The sequence below is a fragment of the Chloroflexota bacterium genome (assembly GCA_026706485.1).
Taxonomy (GTDB): Bacteria; Chloroflexota; UBA11872; order UBA11872; family UBA11872; genus JAJECS01.
This window is the reverse complement of the sequence record JAPOYR010000002.1, coordinates 348,801-371,197: the sequence shown is the minus strand read 5'-3', so window position 1 is coordinate 371,197 and position 22,397 is coordinate 348,801. Positions and strand designations below refer to the sequence as shown.

Sequence of the window (22,397 nt, the reverse complement as noted above, 5' to 3'; positions counted from 1 at the left end):
TCGAGCCGCTGAGCCTTGGGTGCCCGGTCACGTCCGGGCGCTTTTTCATTGGAGTGGGGCGGTCTAAGGAGGTCTCGCGTGCAGTCGAGTCTGATCAGCAAGGTCCAGAAAGCCCACAAGTACGCCCAGGAACCGCATCGCATCCACTTCGAGGCGTTGACGGTGCGGTTCGATGGCGACAACAACGATCATGTGATCAGGCTGGCCGACGGTGCGTGGAGTTGTGACTGCGAGTTCTTCATGGTTTGGCAGACGTGCAGCCACACCATGGCGCTCGAGAAGTTGCTTGAAGGCATGGTCCCGGTCGGAAGCGCCTCGGCCGCCGGCTAGCCCCGCGCCCAGCCCGCCTGCGGGCGAGGGTCGCGCACGGTCCGGCACGGACTCGCATGGCGCGTAAACGCCGGCGGCGGCAGGCGACGCCGCCCCCGACCAGCCGGAATCGCACTCTTGCCGTCAACCGGCGCGCCCGCTACGACTACGTGGTGCTGGACACGTTCGATGCCGGCCTGGAGCTCCGCGGCACCGAAATCAAGAGCCTGCGCACCGGATCGGTTTCGCTGCGCGAGGGCTATGTCGCCGTCCAGGATGGCGAGGCCTTTCTGCGCGACGTGCATATCGCGCGCTACAAGCCGGCCGCCGACGCCAATCACGATCCCGACCGTCCCCGGAAGTTGCTGCTCCATCGGGCCGAAATCGACGAGCTGGCGCGCCACACCAACCAGGCCGGGCAGACCGCCGTGCCCCTGCGGCTTTACCTTGAGAAAGGGTGGGCCAAGGTCGAGATTGGCCTGGTGCGGGGGCGGCGCGCCTATGACAAACGGGAGAAGATTCGCGCTCGCGACGATGCGCGTGAGATCGCGCGGCGCATGCGCTAGCATTGAATCGCTGGGGATGCCGGGTTTCGACAGAAGTCCGAGGTCCGCTGCTGCAGGTCGAGCACGCCGTCACGCTCGAAAAAAAGGCGGCAAACCAAGTAACTGGCGAGCAAGAAGCGCTCCCACTCGCGGCCTAAGCGCCGTGACGTCTGCCCGGCTCGTGCCTAGCGGGCCGGACCAGGCGCCAACACTCTAGGCTGCGCCGGCAGAGGCGTCCGCATATGCCGGCTAAGACACGCGGACTGGTCGGGTTGCCCGCGGCCGAACGGCGGGCAAGCCGGCGAGAACCATAGCGATCGGCTATGCCTGTAGACGCGGCGGGGTGACGGCCTCTGGACGGGGCGTTCGACTCGCCCCCATCTCCACCATGGCGGGGCGGCGGCTGCCTACAATCGCGGCGTGAGCCGCCCTGCCCTTCCGGACAAACACTTCACCGCCACCGGATTCCTGGTGCGTGACGGCAAGGTGCTGCTGGTCAACCACCGCAAGCTCAAGAAGTGGCTGCCCATCGGCGGGCACATCGAGGCCGGCGAGGATCCCACGCAGGCTCTGCGCCGCGAGGTGCGCGAAGAGGCTGGCCTCGACATTGCGATCGTGGGCGACACCTTGCCCGTGGACGACGATGACGTGCGGGGCCTGCCGCGACCCGAAACGATTCTGTTGGAGACCATCGAACCCGGGCACTTTCACATCGACCTCATCTATTTCGGTCACGCCGTGGGCGGAGAGCCTCGGTTGGCCGCGGCGGAGCACAGCGAGCAGCGCTGGTTCTCGTCGAAAGACCTTGGGGCCAGCCACATCAGCGAGGACGTGCGCATCCTCGGACGCCGCGCCATCCAGACGCTGGCTGCCGAAGCTTCGCCGTGACCCGGCGTTTCGACCACGCGTTCCAGGCGCCGGTGGCGCATCCCAACGGGCTGCAGGCCACCGCCGAGGGCCTGTGGATCGCCGATCAGGACCAGGGCCGAGCGTTTCTGGTCGCGCCCGACGACGGCACGGTCATCCGGTCGTTCGCCACGGGCGCCGGAAAGTCGAGTGGGGTGACCTTCGGCCACGGCGCGCTGTGGATGTGCTCCAACGGCCTGCCGAAAACGCGCCCGCCGACGGCCATGGACACGGCGCACACTCGGATCGTCAAAACTGATCCCCATACAGGCGCGATGCTGGCCCAGTTTCGCGCGCCCGGCGATAGCGACGTGCACGGCCTGGAGTGGACCGCCGAGGGCTTGTGGCTCACGACGCTGGATCAGCGCGCCCTGACGCTGGTTGACGCCGAATCGCTGGCGCCGCGCCGGGTCATTCCGGTGCCCATGGACCGCGCCCACGGGCTGGGCTGGGACGGGAAGGCGCTATGGTGCGCCTTCACTTCGGATCGCACCGTGCTGCGGCTCAGCGCGCGGGACGGCGCCGTGCTTGAGCGCCTTGATCTCGATGGCGACCCGTTCGAGCCGCACGGGCTCACGCTGCGGCAGGGCCGGTTGTGGATCTGCGACGCGGTTACTGGCGCCGTTTGGCGCCAGCGCGAGCCCGATGCGGCTTTGCCGACCGCCGGCGGGGCGTCGGGCCGGTGATTGGTACGGCGTGGATGTACCAATAGCGCGAGCGAATCCCCGCAGCATCGCTATCCATCAGACCGATGAGCTCGCGCAGGTTAAAGGTGTTGCGCATGACTTGCGACACCTCGGCGCCGGTGAGGCTGCGAAATGGGGAGTCATGGGTTCTGAAGTCCGCCAGCGTGCCCATCACCGCCACGCCGGTGGGTCGCAGCGTGCGCTGAAACTCCCGCAGCGCGCGCCGGATGTCTTCGTTGCCATCGACACCGAGCATCTGCAGCAGCCCGAAGCTGAAGACGGCGTCCAGCGCGTCGGTGGCAATCGGCGCCCGGTCGGCGTCGGCCCGCAGGTACCAGATGTTGGGATGCCGCGGCGCCTGCGCCAGCGCCTCGGCGTCGCGATCCATGGCAATCACCTGAGCGCCGGCGGCTAGCTCGACGGCGGCGCGACCGGCGCCGCAGCCCGCATCCAGAATGAGCTGCGCCGAGCGGAGCACCGCCATCCCGCGGGCGAGCACCGACACTTGAGATCCCGAGTCAGCAGCGGGCGAGCCAGGCATCGTGCGCGTACCGTACCTTGACCAGCTCGTCGCTGCGATTGCGCTCGGCGGGCGAAAGCGCGCCCGGCTGGGGCGCAATGCGCAGCCGCTCGGCCACACCCTGCGTGAGGGTCTGCACCAATTCGCCAATCGTCGTGGGCTGCGGCAAGACATCGCGCAGACCCGGCGGGCAAGCGTTGGGCGCCGTCGTGCGGGTGAGCGGGTGAAGGTCCAGGTCGTGAGACATCACCAGGCTGCCGTGCTGCAGCACGCCGCCGTGCACTCGGCCCTGGGCACTGGCGACCATCTTGTGTTCGGCCACCCACAGCTCGTGCCCGCTCGGTGACCAAAAGCAGAGGCTTGGCAGCGTCTCCTCGGCCGCATGGGCGGGAGCGCCGGCCTCCGGCGCCAGCCCCAAGGCTTCCAGTCCGGCGGCAAGCCCCTGCGTGAGCGCCGCATAGGATGCCCGCACCCCGCCTCGCACCAACCGATGCCGCCGCGGAACCGCGATTGCATAGGTCAGCTCGTCGCTGTGCAGCAGGGCCGCGCCGCCGGTGATCCGGCGCACGACATCGATGCCGCGTTGCCGCGCCAGCGAGCGGTCCACGAGGTGCAGCGGCTGGTGATAGCCGAGGGAAAGCGCGCGCGGCCGCCAGCTGTAGAAGCGCAGCGTGGGCGGAGCGTCGCCGCGCTGCACGGCTTCCGCCATGGCCTGGTCGATCGCCATGTTCCGCGCGCCGGCCGCTGCCGGGTCAACGAGCAGCCGCCATGTCTCCATGCGCTCCGGACCCTTTCGTCACGGATTGCGCCGTCTAGAATGACAGCGCAGCCCCCGTAGCTCAGTGGATAGAGCGCCGGCCTCCGGAGCCGGGCGCGCGCGTTCGAATCGCGCCGGGGGTACCCATAGCCTAGCCCGGTGGGGCCGGACCCCCGTTGGCGCCGGCCGGAGGATTGGCCGCCGGCCGCCGCTCGCGCAGGCTGTCCGCAACCAGCACGATCAGCCCTGCGCCGATGGCCAGGTCCGCGAAATTCAAAAAGCCAACGAACGGCGCAATGTTGAGATAGTCGAAGACCGCGCCGATGCGCAGACGGTCAATCACGTTGCCGAACGCGCCGCCGATCAGCAGCGCAAAGGCGGCAATCTGCCACCACCGCCGCGGCGGCCGCGCGGCGACGTAGGCGGCGAAGCCCACGCCGATTGCCACGGTGATGATCAGGATCGGTGCGGGATGGTCGCTGAACAGCCCGAAGTTGACGCCGGGATTGTTCACTCGCCGCAGGGTGAACACCGGCCCGATCGTGGCCCCGCCGGGCGGGAGCACCGCGTCCACCATGAGCTTGATGGCCTGATCCACGCCGGTCACGACGAGACCCAGGCCAAAGGTCGCCAGACGTGCACGCCTCGCGTGGGCGCGACTAGCCATTCGGTCCCTCCGCTGCTTCGCCGCGCGGCGATTCGAGTCCGAATACCGTCCTTCGCTCGACATCGACCATGGGTGGCGCCGCCGGTGTCTCGTGCGGGTGCGCCTGGCGACCCGGGGATCCGGCGGCAACCGATGCCAGCGTGGCCGCCCTAGCCTTCGTGAATCTCGATGGACGTGATGGTGATGGTTTCTTGCGGCCGAGATCGTTCGCCGGTGCCGGCCACTCCAACGGGGACCGCCTCGATCTTCGCCAGCGTGTCTTCGCCTTCCACCATCTGCCCAAACAGCGAGTAGTCCGGCGACAGCCGACCCAGGGCCGTGAGATCGTCAAACACGATGAAGAACTGCGAGCCGTTCGAGTGCGGCCGACCCGTGTTGGCCATCGCGAGGCTCCCGCGGACATAGGGGCGTTGAGGCGGCTCGATGGCAAAGGTGTAGCCAGGCCCGCCGGTGCCGAGGCCGGTCGGGTCGCCGCTCTGGGCCATGAACCGTGGAATCAGCCGGTGGAACACCACACCGTCGTAGTACCGGTTGCGCGCCAGGACCACGAAGTTATTCACGGCCAGCGGGGCTTCCGCCGGCAGCAATTCAAAAGTCATCTGGCCGAGATTGGTCGTCACCACGGCCGTGTATGACTCCTCGGAATCGATCTGCATCTCTGGATAGGCGTCGTACGTCAACACGCGCTCCTGGGTTTTGGGTGTTGGTTCAGAATCTCCCGTGGGCGGCGCCTCGGCCTCGCCGCAGGCAACGGCGACAAGCACCCCGAGCGCCAGCAGGCTGCGGCCGATGTTCCTCACCGACCCTCCGCAGGCTCCAATCCACTCCGGCGATTCTAGCCGTTTGCGAGGGCTGCCCGGGCCTCGCGTGCCGTTGATTCCCAGGTCTCGGGTCTCGCGGCCTCGCCATGTTCATGTGGTAGCTTGGCGGCTGTGTAAACTGTTGCACTAGAACGTTACCAAGGTGTCCTCGCGTTTACTTAAACGGCGAGAGTGCTGACGTACGGGTGAGAAGCGACCTGACGCATTTCCACCGTCGGTCTGATCGTGGGCCAGCGCGCCGCTTGGCTCTTTCGAACCCACGCAAAAAGGAGATTGGCATGCGGAAGCCAAGGTGGTGGCGCAAGAGCCTTATTGTCCTGGCAATCGCGGTCGGCGCCTTCATGGCGCTGCCGGTAGCGCACGCGCAGCAAGTCTTTCTGCCCGGCACCGTGGTGGCGCTGCAGGGCACGCCGCATCTGTGGATTGCCGACGACCAGGGCGTCCTGCACTGGGGCGGCGACACCCGCGCCTTGTCCGGCCGGCATATCAACTGGAATGCCCGCATCGAGGTCAGCTTGGAGGGGCTGCGCGCCCTGCCGAAGGGCGATCCGTGGCTTTCGGCCGGCCTGTTGAAACAGGGCGATCCGATCTATCTGGTCAAGTGGGAGACCGAATGGCCGCAGCCGCGCCTGTTCCACATCCAGTCCATCGCCGACGTGGAGATCTTCGGCATCAATGAGACCAACTACGGCAACTTCGTCCTCGACGTTGCCACCTGGGAGGCGCGGTACGGCATTTCCGTGGCCAGCCTCCAGCGAGCAGTCTTGCCGGCGGCAGTGCCTTCCATGGGCACGACGCCCGCAACGCCCTCGACGCCAGCGTCGGCTGGCATCCCCTACCAAAACTTCAGCGGCTTCAACGTCGGAGCTGGAACCCTCATCCTGCCCCAGGGCACGGTTACGCTCAGGCTTCAATTCGGCGGCTGGGGCGACGGCCCGGTGACGGTGAACTACGGGATCCAGGGCGGCGCAGCGACCCCCTTGCTCAATAACGTCCGAGTGCCTTACTACAGTGAGATCGACATCAACGTGCCGCAGGCCGGCTCCTACGCCTTTCAGGTGAGCGCCATCCGAGACTGGCGAATCTGGGTTGGCCATGAGCCCGGACTCCCATCCGTGCCGCTGCCGCTCAACGACTGTCGGACCAGGGTGCAGTGGCACGAGGACTCCCCGGGCGTCCACCGGGCCAACTTCGACTGTCGCGGTACCAAGCTGGACGGTACGTCGTATTCCGACATCAACACCAAGGAGAAATTCTGGGCGGTTTGGTTCCGCAGCGGGAGGTTCTTTGCCGTAACGTCGACGGGAACCGTTTTCGAGGCTGCTGATCCGACGATTCCCTATCAAGAAATCAGCGGCTTCAACGGCGGCACCGGCGATCTGAGGTTGCCTGCCGGCGATGTCAGAATCTCGCTCGAGTACGGCAACTGGTCCCAGGCTCCGATCACGGTGACCTTTCAATCGCCCGGCGGCGGGCAAATCCGCCCCCTCGATGGCGCAAGGGTTGGGTATCGGACGAATCTGACGATCAATGTTGCCCAGGCTGGGATTCATAGTGTTCAGGTCGACGCACAGGGCGCCTGGCGGCTCTGGGTCGGCATTCAAGCGACCTCGATCGTCGACGATCTCTCGGAAGTCGACGTGCCGGTGCCCGGCTGTAGCACGAGAAGCGACTGGCGGGTGCACGACGGCGTCTACCAAGCGTCGTTCAACTGTCCGTCGTTCTTGTTGCGCGGCGCGCAGTATCCGGGTCTGGGCAGAGACGGCGGCTTCTGGGTGGTCTGGACGAACGGGAACCTGCTGCAAGACATCACCTTCCACAGGCCCTAACGAGCCGGCAACGGTCGGCAATTGAGGGGATCGGCCCTCGCCGGCCCCGCGGGCGCGGGGCCGGGCGGGCGGCTACCCGCCGAGCGACCAGCGCTCCTCGCGCATCACGCTGCGTTGGTACGCGAGGTATTCGTCGCGCGTCATGAGCGGTTCGAAGTCGTCCACAATGCGCCGCGCGGCGCCCGCGCCGTCGCCCAGCAGATCCACGGCCATCCAGGCCAAGGCCTTGGCCGGCTCCACGTAGGCCATCTGTGAATCGACGATGTCCCAATCGGTGGCGTGGTTGGTGCCGGTGGCGCCCGCCATGCTGGGATGCAAGGCCGGCATGATGTGCGACACGTCGCCCATGTCCGTCGATCCGGTGCGGTGGCCCAACCGTTTTATCCCGTCCTCGCCGTGGACATCCCGCTGGTTGGCGAGAAACAGCTCGGCCATGGCGCTGCTGTTCACCAGCGGCAGATAGCCGGGCAAGCTGCGGATCTCGACTTCGGCGCCTAGGGCCATCGCCCCCGCTCTGAGGGCGCGGTCGACCGTGGCCGAGGCCGCGTCGATGACGTCGGTCGTCTTGCCGCGAACATAGGTTTCCAACCGAACGTCCGAGGGAATTACGTTCACCAGGTCGCCGCCGTGCGTGATGATCGGGTGCACGCGCACCGCGTCCTCGTCGCGAAACGTCTCGCGCAGCGCGTTGATTCCGGCCATGCCAAGCTGGGCGGCGTAGAGCGCGTTCACGCCCCGTTCCGGCGCGGCGCCGGCGTGCGACGCCACCCCGACATAGCGAATCTGCTTGACCACGCAGCCGTTGTTCGAGGCCGTCACGGCGGCCATGCCGTTTTGGTCGGGCTGGGCGTGGGTGTGAATCATCATGGCGAGATCAATGTCGTCGAACTCGCCACGGGCGATGAGCTCGGGTTTGCCGCCCAAGAACTCGAGCTCACCCGCGAGCTGGAGACCATACCGGTACTCGACCTCGACATACTCCTCCGCCGGCACGGCCATGAGCACGATCGTGCCGCTCAACTCACGCTGAACTCGCGGGTCGCTCAACGCCGCGGCCGCGCCCATGAGCCCCGCGATCTGGGCGTTGTGCCCGCAGGCATGGGCGGCGTGGGTAGCCGGATCTTCTCGCGGGTGTCCCGGCACCGTCAGCGCGTCGAGCTCGCCGATGAGCGCCAACGTGGGACCCGGACGCCCGGTGTCGATCCGCGCGGAGACGCCGGTGATCGCCAGGCCCGTGCGGTGCTCCAGCTCCAGTTCGGCGAATGTCTGCGCCACGAGCGCCGCGGTCTCAAACTCTTTGAAGCCCAACTCGGGCCGTCCCATGATGGTTTCGCCGATCGCGATGATCTCGTCCTGTCGGTCGTCGATCGCGTCCGCCACGCGTTGCTTCAGGTCTGCGATGGTGGTCATGGCGCCTCCGGGGCCTGGCTGGTGGGCTGAGCAGCGGGCCGATTCAGTGTGCCAGCCGAGAGTCCTCGGCGCTGGCCGCGGCCTCGCGCTCGGGCTCTTCGGCGGGGACAAAGCCATGCGCCACGCGAGCCATGAGCACGCTGCCCACCGCGGCCAGACCCAGCGCCGAGGCGAATGCCGCCACCGGACCGCCGGCCACGAGCACGGCGGCGCCGACCAGCGGGCCGGCGATGCCCATAACGCCAAGGATGAGCCAAAAGCTCGAGGCAAACGCATCCACGTCCTCGGGTCGCGCCAGCGACGCCAGTGACGTCTGCCAGCCCACGTCCCCGGCCGCGAAGTTCAGCCCGATGGCCGCGTATGCCGGCACCAGCAGCCACAGATTGTCCGCCTGGATGGCCAGGATGAAGAGCGCCGCGACTACCAGCTTGAGCAGATTGGACATCCAGACGACGAACGGCCCGGAGCGCCGGTCGCTCACGGCGCCCCAGAGGAGATATCCCGCCGCCCAGGTGACGCTCTGGATCAGCGCCAGCACGCCGACGATGGTGAAGGAGGCGTCAAACGTGTCGACCAGCACAATCGCGATGGTTGGCTGGATCAGCAAGTCGCCGAATAGGGCGACGGTCGAGCTTGCGGTATAGCTGCGAAAGCGTCGGTTCGCCAGGGTCTGCCGAAACATACGCCACGGGGGTGGGCGGTCGATCGGCGGACGGCGACACGCGCGGATGCGGAAGAGGGCCAGCGCCCCGAGCGCGCCGACCACGGCGCCGCCGGCGAACACCGGGCCGTAGCCCACCGCGTCCATCAGTCGGCCGGCCACCGGCGACACCAGCAGCACCACAACCGCCATGGCAGCCTGGCCCGCGCCGATGATCCGACCCCGCAGCCGGGCGGGAAACGCGGCCTGGGTCACGCCCACGTAAAGCGGGACGCCCATCATGGCGATGATCGACCAGGCAAGGAGCATCACGAGAAACGGGCCGGCCTCGTCGATAAACAGTGCGGCGACCAGGACCAGGCGTCCGACCGTCCAGAGTGCAGCCACCGCTCGTTCGGGCCGAAATCCTCGAAGGAGGTAAGGACCGGCGATGGCCAGGATCCCGCCGATGAATTGCACGGCAACGGCCAATGCCACCGTGAATTCGTCGCCGCCGATCCGGCGTACGACGACCGTCATGTAGCTGCCGACGCTGCCGACGAAGACCCCCGCCAGGATCCAATGCACGAGCGTGGCGCGGAAGTTCCTGCGCACGTCCGGGGCCAGCGCTGCATTCAGATCGCCCATGTTCGGGAGGCGCAGCGGCGCGCGCCCAATCCTGGCGGCAACACGACCCAATGGCGCAGACGGCGCGCGACGTGCTTTCACCGGCCCCGCACGAGGCATCACCCGCACGATGCGGGCGATGGCATCGTACTCGCTCGCGAGAATCCCGAGCGGCTACGTGGCGGCTATGGGCGGCTCACCCACCGACGCGCCAGTTGAACTCCTCCGTGCGGTTCCCATCCGAAAAGACGAGTCGAAATCTCCATACGTGGTCGAGCAGCACCCCGCCAATGGCCTCCACCACTCTCTGGAACTCCTGACTCACATCCGCCGGTGTGGCGTCGCCCGCCTCGAACGCAATCATCGTCATCCCGTCCGGCGCTACGCTGGGCACGTCCACCTCAACTTCGAGCACGCCGGTGCGAACCGCGAATTGTCGGATGCGCCACGACCAGAAATGCTGCTTGATCGCCACAATGAAGGGCATCGCCGCGGTGTCATACCGTTCCGGGTCCCACGCAATGGGCGTGCCGTTATATGCGGCGGGACAATCCTCGACGTTCCAAGGGGGTCCAGGCTCCATGGTGGTCATGTGCGGGGCGGCAACTTGGGCGACACGCGACATGCGGATCGTACGTTAGTGGCGGGCGACTCGCGGCCGGCCGATCCGCGGCCCATCTTTCCGCGTGACGCGCCTCCTGCGCCGCCGCAAGGCTGGGGGCTGGCCGAGCTGCACGCCCACACGTGCGCCAGTGACGGCGTGCCGTCCCCGGGCGCCCTGGTCCGACGGGCCGACGCGCTTGGAATGGACGTACTGGCGGTCACCGATCACGACACGATCGACGGCGCGCTGCGAGCACGCGACATCGCGGCCGCCGCCGACGCGCGGGTCGAGATCATCGTGGGGATGGAGGTCACCACCCGGCGGCAGGATCACGTGGTGGGGCTGTTTCTGGAGCGCCCGGTCCCGATCTTCCGCCCGCTAGTCGAGACCGTGGAGGCCATCCAGGCGCAGGGCGGATTGGCCATCGTGGCGCACCCGTTTCTGGGCGTGCCCACGTCCATTTCCGCCAAGCGACTCCTGCGCGCGCTGGCGCACGTCCGATTCGACGGCATTGAGACCGAGAACCAGTACTTTCGGGAAGGCGCCCGCGCCGAAGCGCGCCGGTTTCAGGAGACGCATGCCGAGCGGGTGGGCGCGGCCCTTGGCGCCACCGACGCCCACTTCGGAGATCTCGGCCGCGCCCTGACGTTGTTTCCCGGCCACACGGCGGCCGAGCTTCGCGCCGCGATCGGCGCACGCGCCACGGTGCCCGCGCGCGGCGGCGTTCAGCACCCGCGCCCGGCATTGGCCGACCACGCGCGCAATCAGTATCGAAGTCTGGTCAAGCTGCCGGTCATGCGCGCCCGTACCCTATGGCGCCAGCGCCGCGCAACGGGCCCTTAGCCTCACCGCCGCCCCGGCGGCTGGCGGCGCACGTCCGGCGCACGTGGCGCGCCCTGGTCGCGGACGGCGCGGTGTATGCGCGGGAGATGCGTCGCTTCTCACGCAATGCGCGCCTGCTGCTGCTGAGCACCTTGCTCGGGGCGTTCAGCGCCGGCGTCTTCCGCGTGGCCTACAACCTCTATGTGCTGGAGCTGGGCTTCACCGCCGCCGATGCCGGTCGTCTGGTCACCAGCGCCAGCCTGGCCGCCGGGCTGGCGGCGATTCCGGCCGGACTGCTGGCGCTTCGCGTAGGCGCGAAGCCGGTGATCCTCGGCGGCGCCGTGCTCCTTGGCGTCGGAACGGCGCTGCAGGTGACGCCGTTCGGCTACGGCTACCTGGTGGCCGGCGCGGCCCTGGGAGGCTTGGGCGGCGCGCTCTGGAACGTCGTCATCGCCCCGCTGTACGCAGGCAGCGCCGACGACGAGGGTCGGAGCTACCTATTCACCGTGGCGGCCATCGTGTTCCTCGGCATGAGCTTTGCCGGAAACGCCGTCGGCGGGTGGGCGCCGCGCGCCCTGGCGGACGCGACGGGATGGCCGGTGTGGCTCGGGTTCTTCGCCGTGCTCAGCGCGGCGGCGCTCTACGGCGGGCTGGGGTTCTTTCCGCTGTTGGCGCTGCGCGCGCCCTCGGCTCGGATCGATCGATCGGCGTTCGGCGCCCTGCGCGGCCAGGTCAATGCGATCGCTCGCCTGCTCGTCGTGCACGTGGTCATCGCCGTCGGGGCCGGTCTCACCATTCCATTCCTCAACGTGTATTTCACCCGCCAACTGGGTCTCACGGAGGCGCAGTTCGGCCTGCTTGCCGGGGCCGGTCTCATGACGCGGCTGGGCGCGTCGGTGTTCGGCCCAATCGCGGCGCGGCATCTGGGCAAGGTCGCGGCCATTGTGGTTGCCCAGTCGGCCTCGATTCCGCTGCTGCTGGCCATGGGCCTGCTGCCGTGGCCCTTGGGAAGCTCCCTCGCGTTTCTTGCCCGCGGCGCACTTATGAACATGACGGCCCCGGTGCGCGGCGCCCTCTACATGGAGCGGGTCACCGAGGCCGCGCGTCCCGCCACCAACGCCTGCCTGTTGCTGGCGTGGAACCTGGCCTGGGCCGGCGCGGCCGCCATCGGCGGCGTGCTGGCCGAGCAGCGGGCGCTGGCGGTTGCCGTCATGGTCACCGCGGCCTGCTACGCGCTGGCCAACGGGCTGATGTGGCTGCTATGGCGCCGTCGAGCCGACGCGGAGTAATCCGGCGCGGGCCGCCGGCCCGTGCCCCGATGCCAGGCGGCTAGCCGGCGGCGCCCTCCGCGGGCCGCTGCTTGGGCGCGGGTGTAGGCTCCGCCGGCGGGTCCGGGGGAGATGCCGGCGCTGCCGGCGCCGGCGACGGACCTGGCGGCGCGGGTTGCGGATCGCTTTGCGTCGCCGGCGTGCGCCCCTGGTATTCGTCGACGTAGCGCTCGAAGGCCTCGGCGTCGAGTGTCTCGACCTCGATCAGGGTCTCCGACAGCTTCTCGAGCAGGCCACGATTTCGCGCCAGCATGTCCTGGGCCCGGTGGTGGGCGTCATCGATCAACTGGGAGACCTCGCGGTCGATGGTTTCAGCAACGGCCTCGCTGTAGTTGCGCTGCTCGGCAATGTCCCGTCCCAGGAACACCAGTTCTTCCCGGCGACCAAACGCCCGGGGACCGAGCTTGGTGCTCATGCCGTACTGCGTGACCATGCGACGGGCGATCTCGGTGGCCATCTGAATGTCGTTGCTCGGCCCGGTGGTCATCTCGCCAAAGACCAGCACTTCGGCGGCGTGGCCGCCCATGGCCACCGCCAGCTGGTCCTCGAACTCCGACTTGGTCAACAGGTGTCGATCCTGCGACGGCAGGAACCGGGTATAGCCCCCCATCTGACCGCGGGGCAGGATCGTGACCTTGTAGACGGGGTCGGCGCGCCGCAGCAGATGGGCCACCAGCGCGTGCCCGATCTCATGGAAGGCCGTGACGCGCTTCTCGTGCTCGCTCATCACCCGGCTCTTGCGCTGGGGACCGGCGATCACTCGGTCGATGGCCTCCTCGAGCTCGAACATGCCCACCGTCGTGCGGTTGCGGCGCGCGGCCAAAATGGCCGCCTCGTTGAGCAGGTTCTTCAGGTCGGCGCCCGAGAAGCCGGGCGTCTGTCGCGCAATGGTTCCCAGGTCCACGTCCTGTTCGATGGGCTTCTCGCGCGCGTGCACGCGCAAGATGGCTTCGCGCCCGCGAATGTCCGGCAGATCCAGCACCACGCGACGATCGAATCGTCCGGGCCGCAGGAGCGCCGGGTCCAGCACGTCCGGGCGGTTGGTCGCGGCCAGCACGATCACGGTCTGATCGGTGTCAAAGCCGTCCATCTCGACGAGAATCTGGTTCAGCGTCTGCTCGCGCTCGTCGTGGCTCCCGCCCAGGCCCGCGCCCCGCTGCCGGCCCACGGCGTCGATTTCGTCCACGAACACCAGGCTCGGCGAGTTCTGCTTGGCTTTCTCGAACAGGTCGCGCACGCGCGAGGCGCCCACGCCCACGAACATTTCCACGAATTCGGAGCCGCTGATGTTGAAGAACGGCACCCCGGCCTCCCCGGCGACGGCTTTCGACAAGTGCGTCTTGCCGGTTCCCGGCGGGCCCACCAGCAGCACCCCGCGCGGGATCTCGGCACCGATCTTGGTGAACTTCTCGGGGTACTTGAGGAACTCGACCACCTCGGCCAGCTCCTGCTTCGCCTCGTCCACGCCCTGCACGTCCTTGAACGTCACGCGCGGGCGGTTGCCCGTCACCATGCGGGGGCGGCTCTTGCCGAAGCTCAGCGCCTGCGAATTCGAGCCTTGGGCTTGCCGCATCATGAATACCAGCAACCCGACGAAAATCAGCAGCGGCAAGATCGAGGTCAGGATGCTGATGATGGTTGGGGCGGGGCTGGGCGTCTCGTATTGGACGGCGACCTGCTGGCCGTTGACGTTGAGGCCTCGGTTGGCGAGCGCCTGGTCGATGTCAAAACGTTCGTTCACCACGGCGCTGATGGTGACGTTGCCGTCGAACGCGGCCACGATGCGCGTGTCGCTCACCATGATTCGGGGCAGCGAGCCGCTGTCGGAGGCGGCTTCGACCCGGCTCAGCAGTTCGCTGATCGGCACGACCTGCTGATTCGGCTGTCCCGGATTGAACATGACGAACAGCACGACCAGGATCGCCACGGCCAGCACGAGATACATGAACCCGTTGCGCACGAGTCGGTTATTCATGAATCGAGAATCTTTCGTGCGGGAATGCGACGGGCCGCGGCGCTAACGCGGGCACTTAGCCCAGCCTACTGTATATCAGGGCAGCGGCTCGCAATGTTATGCGCGGCGCGGTGACCACGGTTCGAGTCTCGCGCAGTCCAACGCTGCCATCCGTAGGATTCACGCCCGTGCTTCCGGCGGGCGAATCGCATCCCAGCGCGCATGCAGCGCCACGACGGTGCGTGCGTCCGGACGCGGCGCAAAGCCATGGTCCCGCCATACGCCGGGCACACAGACGGCCGCGCCGTCGACGTCGAGCACCGGAATACTCGCGGCGATGTCGGCGGTCACCCCGCGGCTGCGGAGCAGCCGTGCGAGGTCGCGCGTGTCCTCGCCGCGAGCCGGGTGCACGCGCTCATGCGGCGCCGGGGCGCGCAGCGTCAGCGTGCGGCCCTGCAGCCGCTGGTGGTCGAGCGTGCTCCCGTCCACTGCCACGCCATGCCCCCAAGGTGGGCCGCCCGCGATCAGCTCGGCAACGACCGAGCCGCCGGGCACTCGCGCCTCGCCAGGCACGGTCAGCGAAACCGGCGGTCGCCACGTCGCGTCGCGCGCCCGCTCCGGGTACAGCACCACGGCCCCGTCGCGGACAAAGGCGTGCGTGTCGGCCGTCAGATCGACCCAACGCCCATGAGTGTCCTCGCGCAGCGCACGGGCCACGGCGCCCAGCGGCGCCGCTCCAAGCTGTCGCCGGCCGCCAAAAGCGCGAACGGCGGCGACCAACGTCGCGGGAAACAAACCCTCCGGCACCGCCGCGCGCTCCGGATGCAGCGGCATGCGCCGGCCGTCGGCGGACTGCACGTAGAGCGGAAGCCCGTCGATCTCGCCCGCGAGAACTTCGGCGCCGCGGGCGATGGCGTTCACCGCCCCCGGATAGATGTCGTCCAGCAGCGGCAGAGCTTCATGTCGGATGCGATTGCGTCGGAACCTTGGCGTCTCGTTCAGCGGATCACGGTCGACGACCAGGTGCCGGGCCTGCACGTAGGCGGCGGTGTCGCGGCGCGAAACCGCGAGCAGCGGGCGCAGGATCTCGCCATCGTTCGCCCGCATTCCCGCAAGCCCGCGCAGCCCGGATCCGCGAGCCAAGTTCATGATCACGGTCTCGGCCTGGTCGTTGCGGGTGTGGCCCGTGGCGATGCGCACGGCCCCCACGCGCCGTGCAACGTCTCTGAGGAACATCCAGCGGGCGCGGCGGGCGGCGTCTTCGGACGGCATGCGCCCCGTCTCGCCAACCGGATAGTCGTGGGGTGTGCCGGCGGTCACCGGCAGGCCGGCGTCGCGCGCATGGCCGACGACGGCTTCCGCCACCTGCGCGGCTTCGGCGCGCAGTCCGTGGTTCAGGTGCGCCACGTGCACGGCCGGCCCGCCCCGGCGCCGGGCGGCGACCAGGCAGTCGAGCAAGGTCATGGAATCCGGTCCGCCCGAGACGGCGGCGACGATCAGGTCGTCGGGACCCAGGCCGGCGTTCGCCAACGCCGCATAGACGCGATCCTGCACCTGCCGAACCTGACGGCGGGTTAGCGGCGCGGCATCTTGGAAATCGCTAGTCGCCGGTGCTGCCGAATCCTCCACGGCTCTCCGCACCCTCCGGTTCGCCTTCCACCCACTCCGCCGTCTCCACCCGAACCAGTATGGCCTGCGCGATGCGCGCCCCGCGTTCCACTGCTATCGGCTTGTCGGTGGGGTTCCAGAATTGGACGTGAATCTCGTCGTCGGGCCCGCAATAGTCGCGGTCGATGATGCCGACGCCGTGAGCCGCGACCAGGCCGGTTCGCCGCGGGGTGCTGCTGCGGGCGGCGACGAGGACCATATACCCGGGGGGCGCGGCGATGATGACGTTCGCGGGCACAAGGCCGATCGCGCCGGGCTCGATGCGCGTGGTCTCGCGCGTGATCAGGTCGAAGCCGACGGAACCTCCCGTGGCGTAGCGCGGCAGCGGAAGCGTCGGATCGACCCGCGCAATGGGCACGCGCATAGTCGGTCAGTCTAGCGGGGCTGCCCGGCTCAGTCGCCGCCGAACAGGAGCGCCATCCAACCGCCGAGATACCCAAGCTCGATCGGCTCGGGCTCGGGCGGAGGCACCGTCGGGATCGGCAGCGGCGCCGGTCGGGGGCGGTCCTCCACCTGGCCCTGAAGCACCACGGCCTGGTCCCCGGGGTTCACCAGCCCGAGCTCGCGCTTGGCCATCTCCCGCAACGCCGGCAATGAGCGGGCGTATTGCAACTGCTCGTCGAGGCGTTGATTCTCGAGTTCGGCGGCGCTGATCCGCTGCTGCAACTCTTCGACGCGCTGCTGAGCCACCTGCTGGGTGGATGAACCGCTGGCCTCCTGGATGATCACCACCAGGACGGCGATCAGCGCCAGCATCGCCAGCGACCGGAGCAGGAATTGCGTCCGCGAGGCCACTTAGTCCCGCCGGTCCAGCGCGATGCAACGCTTCGCGGGCGCGGGCCGCGACAAGTCAGGCACCCGGGTCCAGGTGCATTGCGTTCGCACGGCGGCTACTCGACCGTCACGGACTTGGCGAGATTGCGCGGCTGATCGATGTCCGCTCCCAGCCATACGGCCACGTGATAGGCCAGCAACTGGAGCGGGATCGCGGTGACGATCGGCGCCACCGCCTCCGCCGTCTTGGGGACGTAGACCACCTCGTCGGCCGTCGCGCCCGCCTGCTCGTCGCCCTCGGTGGCAATCAGGATCACCGGGGCGCCGCGCGCCCGCACTTGCTCGACGGCGTTGAGCGTCTTGTCCCGCAGGGGACCCGCAGTGGCGACGGCGACCACCGGCACGTCGGACTCGGCCAGGGCGATGGGGCCGTGCTTGAGCTCGCCGGCGGCGTAGCCCTCCGCGTGGATGTATGAGATTTCCTTGAGTTTCAGCGCGCCTTCGAGCGCCAGCGGAAACGCCTGACCGCGCCCGATATAGAGGAAGTCGCGGAAGCGGTGGAAGCGGCGAGCCAGGGACTCGATTTGCGGCTCGCAGGTCAGCGCGCGTTCGACGTGCTCCGGCACGTGCGCCAACGCGGCGAGGTGGTGCCGCAGTTCCTCCTGGCTGAGCACGCCGCGGGCGACGCCGAGCTGGCACGCCAGCAAATGTAGCGACGCCAACTGGGAGGTGAAGGTCTTCGTCGCGGCCACGCTCACTTCCGGGCCCGCGTGCATATACATCACCGCGTCCGCCTGGCGCGTCGCCTCGCTGCCCACCACGTTGACGATGCCCACCACCGTTGCCCCGCCCCGCTTCGCGCGCCCAATGGCGGCCAGCACGTCCGCGGTCTCACCGGACTGCGTGATCGCGACGACCAGGGTGCGCGGGCTCAGCGGGCTCGCGCGATAGGCAAACTCCGAGGCGATCTCACAGGTCGCGGGCAAGCCGGCAAAGTCCTCGATGTAGTCCCGCCCAATCAAACCGGCGTGCCAGGCCGTGCCGCTGCCAACCAGCACCACGCGCTCGATTTCGGCGGCGGGCATGGGCAGCCGGAAGGACGGAAACCTCAGCTCGATCGGATCGAGCGTGATGCGTGGGCGAATCACCGACGCCAGGGTGGTCGGCTGCTCGTGGATCTCCTTGGCGAGGAAGTGCTTGTGGCCGGCCTTGGCAATCGAGAGCGGGTCCCAGGGAATGTCGATCATGGCCCGCGTGCGCGGCCGCAGCCGGAGGTCGGTGATTTGCGCCGCACGGTCGGCGTGCACCACGGCCATCTCGTCGGCCTCGACGACTTGGACTCTGTGCGTGTGGCGAATCACCGCCACCAGGTCCGAAGCGATACATGAAGCTTCCCCGTTGCGGCCCACGACGAGACCCCCGGCCGCGCCCCGGCGCGCCGCGACCAGCACGTCCGGCACGTCGGGCGACAGCGCCACGATGGCGTGAGCCCCTTCGAGTTGCTGCACGGCGGCTCCGACGGCGCTGGCCAGGTCGGCGCCCGCCTCCAGCTCAAGTCCGATCAGGTGGGCAATGACCTCGGTGTCGGTTTCCGAGCTGAACGCGTGGCCGGATGCCAGCAGCCGGTCGCGGAGATCGGCAAAGTTATCGGTGATGCCGTTGTGGACGATGACCACGCGCCCCGACCCATCGCGGTGCGGATGCGCGTTCGCGTCGGTCGCCGCGCCGTGGGTGGCCCAGCGGGTGTGGCCGATGCCCATCGTGCCCTCGACGGGCTGGGCCTCGACCAGGGCCTCGAGGTCGTGCAGGCGACCCGCCCGCCGACGCACGCTTATCCCGTCCGGACCCAGCACGGCTAGGCCGGCCGAGTCGTAGCCCCGGTACTCCAGGGCGCGCAGGCCGGTGAGGATGTGGCCGGAGGCGGGCTCGTGGCCGAGATACCCGACGATGCCGCACATCCGCCTGCTCCAAGGAAGACGCGCCTGGGGGCGCGGTTATGTCAACTATACCGCCCGATTGGTCGCTTGAACAACGTTTTCGGACACCCTCGCCGTGACGATCCCGCGATTCGAGACGCACGGCCGGGCGACGCATGCGTCGCGCCTACGCCGGGCGTGGCGCTGGGCGGGCGGGTCGGAGACTCGCCCCTACCGCAGACCCGATGGGGCCGTGGCCGGTAGGGGCCGGTTTCCAACCGGCCCGCACCCCGAAGCCGCATGCATCGCCGGCGGTCGCCGGCAAACGGAGCGGTCTACGGCCAGGCGACGCGTCCGGTGCCGTAGCAGCGGGGGCAGCGGTGGGGGCGCCCGCTGGGCAACGGACCGGAATGACCGGCCTCCAGACCCCCTCCGTCGCAAGCGGCGCAGCGCCGCGAGAGCACGCGGCGCCACGCGGCCCACCACAGGCGCATGAACCAACCGCCGCCCTTGTAGCCCGGCGCGGAGTCGTTCACTCGGTGGGCCGGCCCCGGCGCAAGCCCCGACCCGGCGTCGCGCCCGTGTGCCGGCCGTCGTCGATCACGGGCGTGCCGTTGACGATCACGTAGTCGATGCCGGTCGGCAGTCGCCGCGGCTGTTCGAAGGTGGCGTTGTCGATGACGGTGTCCGCGTCGAATACCACCACGTCGGCCGCCATGCCCGGGGCAAGGATTCCGCGGTCCACCAGGCCAAAGCGCGCCGCCGGCATGCCCGTCATGCGCCGCACCATGGCTTCGAGCGAAACGACGCCAAGCTCGCGCGCCCAGCGACCCAGGAAGCGCGGGTAGGTGCCGTAGGTGCGTGGGTGCGGCGCGTCGCCCAGCAGGATGGCGTCGCTGCCCACCATGTGGCTTGGATGGCGCATGATCTGCGCGAAGTCGTCGTCCGTCTGGTCGTTGAAGAACACCGACGCCGCGCGCCCGCGCTCCTCCCGCACCAGGTCGACGAGGAACGCATGCGGCTCCCGGTCCCGCTCGTCGGCCACCTCGCCGAGCATGCGGCCCTCCAGGTGGCGATTGGGACCGGCCGGCATGCTCGACAGCAGCGCGCGGTCGACTTCAAGCGCGTTGTCGCCGGCGCGATTGGCCATCTCCGTCGCGATCCGCGCCCGCGTATCGGCGTCCTCCAGGCGGCGCAGCATCTCCTGCGGCCCACCTTCGAGCGCCCAGTCAGGGAACGAAAAGTGCAGCAGCGAGCTGCCGGCGGGATAGGCATAGGTGTCGAACGACAGCGACACGCCGGCGCGGATGCCGCGGTCCGCCTCGTCCAGGTTCTCCCACCAGCGCTGACCGCTGCTGATGTAGTGCGAGATGTGGACCGGGCATCCCGCCCGCCGGCCGATGGCCATGGTCTCCCGGATGGCGTCGCGCATGCCGAGGATGTAGCGCATGTGCGGCACGTAGGGCGCGCCGAATTCGGCCGCCACCTCGCTCAACGCCACGAGCTCATCGGTGTCGGCAAAGGCGCACGGCTTGTAGTCGAGGCCCGTCGAGAGCGCGATGGCCCCGTCCTGGAACGCCTCGTGCGTGATCTGCTGCATCGCGCGCAGCTCTTCGGGTGTGGCTTGCCGGTCTTCCCATCTGACCAGGGCCGCCCGCACGCATCCATGCGGCACGTGATGCGCTGCGTTGCAGGCCGCCGCGCCTTCGAACGTGTCCAGCCAGCCGGCGACGGTAGACCAGTCGCAGCTGATCGGCGGATCGCCGTTGAGCGCGGCGAAGTAGTCGCGGAAGGAAGTCTGCAAGTCGTCGGCCAGCGGCGCGTAGCCGATCCCGTCAAGTCCCAGCAGATCGGTCGTGACGCCCTGGTGCACCTTGGGTTCGTGCGCCGGCTCGGCCAGCAGCATCAGGTCCGAGTGCGTGTGCACGTCGATGAATCCCGGGCAGACCACGCGGCCGCCGGCGTCGATCTCACGCGTGCCTCGATCCGGGACCAGCCCCACGGCAGCGATGCGTGTCCCGTCGATGGCCACGCTGCCGCGGTAGCCGGGCGCGCCCGTGCCGTCGACGATGCTCGCGTCACGAATCACCAGGTCATGCACGGGCGTCTCCGGATGCGGCTGGCGGCGCGGTCTCGAAACCGGCCCGCAGGGATGGCGAATCGTAGCGCGCCCCGTCGCCGCGCTCGTAGGCCGTCAGGCGCCGGTCGATCTCGTCCGCGGCCAGCGCCGCGAACCGCTCCGCCACGTCGTTGCCGAATAGCTCCCGCCCGGTGGACACACGCTCGGCGGCGATGCGCTCGGCCTCGGCTGGATCGTCCGGTCGTCCGTCGGCGCGGTCGAACACACGCACAATCTCCGCCGGGCTGGTCGCGAGCGCCAGCAGATGCACCCACCGCGTCAGTTTCGACAGTGGCTCCGCGGCGACGATCAGGTCGATCCCGCCCGGATCGAACGGATGCACCGAGCCCGCCGCCCGCGCCAGAGCCCCCGATGGGTCGTCCCAGCCGCGCTCCAGGGCGTAGGTGAGTCCCACGGTAGCGGCCCTGTCGGCGCGCCGCGCATACTCACCGCAGAAGAGGACGAAGACTTCGTCCACCGCAAGATGTGCCAGATAGCCGGCTACATAGGCGGCTTGCTCGTCGGCTACGTGGTCAGGTCGCGCCAGCGCAGACCGGGCGGCGAACAGCTCCGCTGTCGCGCGTCCCCAGGTGGACGGCTCGCGAAACTCAAAGAAGTGGGTGGCCGCGCGGCCCGTCGCGGTGCGATCGCGCGCGTCAGGAGCCACCGCGCCGACGCAAAAGTTGCTGAAGTGCGCGTCGATCACTCGCCGCAGCGGTCCGCCCATGCGGTCGACCGCCTCGACGGCAAGCTGCAAGTGCGCACGCGACAGGGCCATCAGGCAAGCCAATCCCACCCGCGTGCGCCACAATGGCGACAGACGGGTGCAGGAGGAACGCTGTGGCAATCACGATAGGGCATACGGGAGTCGTCGTGCGCGATCTGCCGCTCATGGAGCGGTTCTACGGCGAGATCTTGGGCTTGCAGGAAACCCGCCGCGTCGTCCGCGAGGGACCGTTCATCGACGGCATCACGGGTCTCACCGGCGTTGTGTTGCAGGCCGTGATCCTGGGCACGCCGGAGCATCCCAACGGCGTCGAGCTGATCAAGTATCCGAATCATCCCTCGGCCATCGTGCCCAAGGGGCCCAATGGCCACGGCATGAATCACATCCACTTCATCGTCGACGACTTGGACCCGATCCTCGCCGCCCTGGAGGGCCTGGGCCTGGACTACTGGGGATCGCCGCAGGACTGGCCGGACACGTGGAAGCGCGTGGTCTACGCCAAGGACCCCGAAAGCAACGTCATCGAGTTCACCGAGCGGCTGTAGGGCTGAGACCCGCTTCCGCAGGAGATCGTTGCGTAAAGAAGTTGGGGGCGACGCATGCGTCGCCCCTACGGCAGGGCGGATAGGTTCAGCGGACCTGGATTCCGGCTTCCGCCGGAATGACGAAGGGCGACGAAAGACTCTCCGTGGGGAAAGGGCTGGAGTGAGGGTATTGCCCCCTCAGTCATTCCCGCGGAGGCGGGAATCCACCGCCAATTCGCCTGCG

General features: G+C 68.7%; 22 protein-coding genes, 1 tRNA gene and 1 other RNA gene. 10 read left to right on the top strand and 14 right to left on the bottom strand.

The window, feature by feature from the left end; genetic code table 11:
- The first annotated feature begins 78 nt into the window (after positions 1-78).
- The 5 genes from OXG79_01960 (at position 79) to OXG79_01940 (ending at position 2,446) form a co-directional block, all read left to right on the top strand.
- Positions 79-330, top strand: a complete 252-nt coding sequence (locus OXG79_01960) for a hypothetical protein (protein ID MCY3782530.1) — start codon at positions 79-81, stop codon at positions 328-330.
- Between the two features lie 56 nt (positions 331-386).
- Positions 387-875, top strand: a complete 489-nt coding sequence (smpB, locus tag OXG79_01955) for an SsrA-binding protein SmpB (GenBank protein MCY3782529.1) — start codon at positions 387-389, stop codon at positions 873-875.
- Between the two features lie 12 nt (positions 876-887).
- Positions 888-1,243, top strand: a transfer-messenger RNA (tmRNA) gene (ssrA, locus tag OXG79_01950).
- A 31-nt stretch (positions 1,244-1,274) separates the two neighbouring features.
- Positions 1,275-1,742: an NUDIX domain-containing protein gene (locus tag OXG79_01945; GenBank protein ID MCY3782528.1), complete on the top strand. Its 468-nt coding sequence runs from the start codon at positions 1,275-1,277 to the stop codon at positions 1,740-1,742.
- Positions 1,739-2,446 carry a hypothetical protein gene (locus tag OXG79_01940; protein MCY3782527.1) on the top strand — a complete coding sequence of 236 codons (708 nt, stop codon included), beginning with the start codon at positions 1,739-1,741 and terminating at the stop codon, positions 2,444-2,446. Before OXG79_01945 ends, OXG79_01940 begins: the two co-directional genes overlap by 4 nt.
- Here OXG79_01940 and OXG79_01935 read toward each other — a convergent pair.
- Positions 2,373-2,951, bottom strand: a complete 579-nt coding sequence (locus tag OXG79_01935; protein ID MCY3782526.1) for a class I SAM-dependent methyltransferase — start codon at positions 2,949-2,951, stop codon at positions 2,373-2,375. The genes OXG79_01940 and OXG79_01935 overlap by 74 nt on opposite strands.
- Before the next feature lie 13 nt (positions 2,952-2,964).
- On the bottom strand, positions 2,965-3,744 hold the full coding sequence (locus tag OXG79_01930) for a biotin/lipoate A/B protein ligase family protein (GenBank protein ID MCY3782525.1): 780 nt from the start codon (positions 3,742-3,744) through the stop codon (positions 2,965-2,967).
- Between the two features lie 50 nt (positions 3,745-3,794).
- On the opposite strand from OXG79_01930, the gene OXG79_01925 reads away from it, so the two are divergent.
- Positions 3,795-3,866, top strand: a tRNA-Arg gene (locus OXG79_01925).
- 8 nt (positions 3,867-3,874) lie between these two features.
- On the opposite strand, the gene lspA is transcribed toward OXG79_01925, so the two are convergent.
- Together lspA and OXG79_01915 are read right to left on the bottom strand one after the other, a co-directional pair.
- Complete coding sequence (gene lspA / locus OXG79_01920; GenBank protein ID MCY3782524.1) at positions 3,875-4,390, bottom strand: signal peptidase II; 516 nt, start codon at positions 4,388-4,390, stop codon at positions 3,875-3,877.
- A 149-nt stretch (positions 4,391-4,539) separates the two neighbouring features.
- Entirely contained in the window at positions 4,540-5,046 is a 507-nt protein-coding gene (locus tag OXG79_01915; GenBank protein ID MCY3782523.1) for a peptidylprolyl isomerase, read from the bottom strand.
- Positions 5,047-5,489: 443 nt separating this feature from the next.
- Between OXG79_01915 and OXG79_01910 the strand changes: the two genes are divergently transcribed.
- Positions 5,490-7,040 (top strand): hypothetical protein, encoded by a 1,551-nt coding sequence (locus tag OXG79_01910; GenBank protein MCY3782522.1) that lies wholly within the window; start codon positions 5,490-5,492, stop codon positions 7,038-7,040.
- Positions 7,041-7,112: 72 nt separating this feature from the next.
- Here the strand turns inward: OXG79_01910 and OXG79_01905 are convergent, their stop codons facing one another.
- The 3 genes from OXG79_01905 to OXG79_01895 all read right to left on the bottom strand — a co-directional run bounded on the left by OXG79_01905 (position 7,113) and on the right by OXG79_01895 (position 10,342).
- Positions 7,113-8,450, bottom strand: coding sequence for an amidohydrolase (locus tag OXG79_01905; GenBank protein MCY3782521.1), 1,338 nt, complete (start codon positions 8,448-8,450; stop codon positions 7,113-7,115).
- A 43-nt stretch (positions 8,451-8,493) separates the two neighbouring features.
- Positions 8,494-9,738, bottom strand: a complete 1,245-nt coding sequence (locus tag OXG79_01900) for an MFS transporter (GenBank protein ID MCY3782520.1) — start codon at positions 9,736-9,738, stop codon at positions 8,494-8,496.
- A gap of 175 nt (positions 9,739-9,913) precedes the next feature.
- Positions 9,914-10,342: a hypothetical protein gene (locus tag OXG79_01895; protein ID MCY3782519.1), complete on the bottom strand. Its 429-nt coding sequence runs from the start codon at positions 10,340-10,342 to the stop codon at positions 9,914-9,916.
- A 15-nt stretch (positions 10,343-10,357) separates the two neighbouring features.
- Here OXG79_01895 and OXG79_01890 point away from each other — a divergent pair, with 15 nt between their 5' ends.
- Positions 10,358-11,164 (top strand): PHP domain-containing protein, encoded by an 807-nt coding sequence (locus OXG79_01890; GenBank protein ID MCY3782518.1) that lies wholly within the window; start codon positions 10,358-10,360, stop codon positions 11,162-11,164.
- Entirely contained in the window at positions 11,134-12,432 is a 1,299-nt protein-coding gene (locus OXG79_01885; protein ID MCY3782517.1) for an MFS transporter, read from the top strand. The genes OXG79_01890 and OXG79_01885 overlap by 31 nt, the downstream gene beginning before the upstream one ends.
- 40 nt (positions 12,433-12,472) lie before the next feature.
- Here the strand turns inward: OXG79_01885 and ftsH are convergent, their stop codons facing one another.
- The 7 genes from ftsH to OXG79_01850 all read right to left on the bottom strand — a co-directional run bounded on the left by ftsH (position 12,473) and on the right by OXG79_01850 (position 21,680).
- The gene (ftsH, locus tag OXG79_01880) at positions 12,473-14,446 is read right to left on the bottom strand and encodes an ATP-dependent zinc metalloprotease FtsH (GenBank protein MCY3782516.1); all 1,974 of its coding nucleotides are present in this window, start codon (positions 14,444-14,446) and stop codon (positions 12,473-12,475) included.
- Between the two features lie 159 nt (positions 14,447-14,605).
- The gene (gene tilS, locus OXG79_01875; protein MCY3782515.1) at positions 14,606-15,979 is read right to left on the bottom strand and encodes a tRNA lysidine(34) synthetase TilS; all 1,374 of its coding nucleotides are present in this window, start codon (positions 15,977-15,979) and stop codon (positions 14,606-14,608) included.
- Between the two features lie 46 nt (positions 15,980-16,025).
- Positions 16,026-16,457: a dUTP diphosphatase gene (gene dut / locus OXG79_01870; GenBank protein MCY3782514.1), complete on the bottom strand. Its 432-nt coding sequence runs from the start codon at positions 16,455-16,457 to the stop codon at positions 16,026-16,028.
- Between the two features lie 29 nt (positions 16,458-16,486).
- Positions 16,487-16,888, bottom strand: coding sequence for a septum formation initiator family protein (locus tag OXG79_01865; protein ID MCY3782513.1), 402 nt, complete (start codon positions 16,886-16,888; stop codon positions 16,487-16,489).
- 95 nt (positions 16,889-16,983) lie between these two features.
- Complete coding sequence (gene glmS / locus OXG79_01860; GenBank protein ID MCY3782512.1) at positions 16,984-18,825, bottom strand: glutamine--fructose-6-phosphate transaminase (isomerizing); 1,842 nt, start codon at positions 18,823-18,825, stop codon at positions 16,984-16,986.
- Between the two features lie 490 nt (positions 18,826-19,315).
- Positions 19,316-20,884, bottom strand: coding sequence for a D-aminoacylase (locus tag OXG79_01855; GenBank protein ID MCY3782511.1), 1,569 nt, complete (start codon positions 20,882-20,884; stop codon positions 19,316-19,318).
- Positions 20,877-21,680 carry a zinc dependent phospholipase C family protein gene (locus OXG79_01850; protein ID MCY3782510.1) on the bottom strand — a complete coding sequence of 268 codons (804 nt, stop codon included), beginning with the start codon at positions 21,678-21,680 and terminating at the stop codon, positions 20,877-20,879. Before OXG79_01850 ends, OXG79_01855 begins: the two co-directional genes overlap by 8 nt.
- A gap of 62 nt (positions 21,681-21,742) precedes the next feature.
- Here OXG79_01850 and OXG79_01845 point away from each other — a divergent pair, with 62 nt between their 5' ends.
- On the top strand, positions 21,743-22,174 hold the full coding sequence (locus OXG79_01845; protein ID MCY3782509.1) for a VOC family protein: 432 nt from the start codon (positions 21,743-21,745) through the stop codon (positions 22,172-22,174).
- Positions 22,175-22,397: the final 223 nt, after the last annotated feature.

What these genes read in the sequence shown, in the direction of transcription:
- smpB (MCY3782529.1), top strand. Translation starts at nt 387, where the DNA reads ATGGCGCGTAAACGCCGGCGGCGGCAGGCGACGCCGCCCCCGACCAGC.
- OXG79_01930 (MCY3782525.1), bottom strand. Translation starts at nt 3,744, where the DNA reads ATGGAGACATGGCGGCTGCTCGTTGACCCGGCAGCGGCCGGCGCGCGG.
- lspA (MCY3782524.1), bottom strand. Translation starts at nt 4,390, where the DNA reads ATGGCTAGTCGCGCCCACGCGAGGCGTGCACGTCTGGCGACCTTTGGC.
- OXG79_01915 (MCY3782523.1), bottom strand. Translation starts at nt 5,046, where the DNA reads ATGCAGATCGATTCCGAGGAGTCATACACGGCCGTGGTGACGACCAAT.
- OXG79_01910 (MCY3782522.1), top strand. Translation starts at nt 5,490, where the DNA reads ATGCGGAAGCCAAGGTGGTGGCGCAAGAGCCTTATTGTCCTGGCAATC.
- OXG79_01905 (MCY3782521.1), bottom strand. Translation starts at nt 8,450, where the DNA reads ATGACCACCATCGCAGACCTGAAGCAACGCGTGGCGGACGCGATCGAC.
- OXG79_01900 (MCY3782520.1), bottom strand. Translation starts at nt 9,738, where the DNA reads ATGGGCGATCTGAATGCAGCGCTGGCCCCGGACGTGCGCAGGAACTTC.
- OXG79_01895 (MCY3782519.1), bottom strand. Translation starts at nt 10,342, where the DNA reads ATGTCGCGTGTCGCCCAAGTTGCCGCCCCGCACATGACCACCATGGAG.
- OXG79_01885 (MCY3782517.1), top strand. Translation starts at nt 11,134, where the DNA reads ATGGCGCCAGCGCCGCGCAACGGGCCCTTAGCCTCACCGCCGCCCCGG.
- ftsH (MCY3782516.1), bottom strand. Translation starts at nt 14,446, where the DNA reads ATGAATAACCGACTCGTGCGCAACGGGTTCATGTATCTCGTGCTGGCC.
- dut (MCY3782514.1), bottom strand. Translation starts at nt 16,457, where the DNA reads ATGCGCGTGCCCATTGCGCGGGTCGATCCGACGCTTCCGCTGCCGCGC.
- glmS (MCY3782512.1), bottom strand. Translation starts at nt 18,825, where the DNA reads ATGTGCGGCATCGTCGGGTATCTCGGCCACGAGCCCGCCTCCGGCCAC.
- OXG79_01850 (MCY3782510.1), bottom strand. Translation starts at nt 21,680, where the DNA reads ATGGCCCTGTCGCGTGCGCACTTGCAGCTTGCCGTCGAGGCGGTCGAC.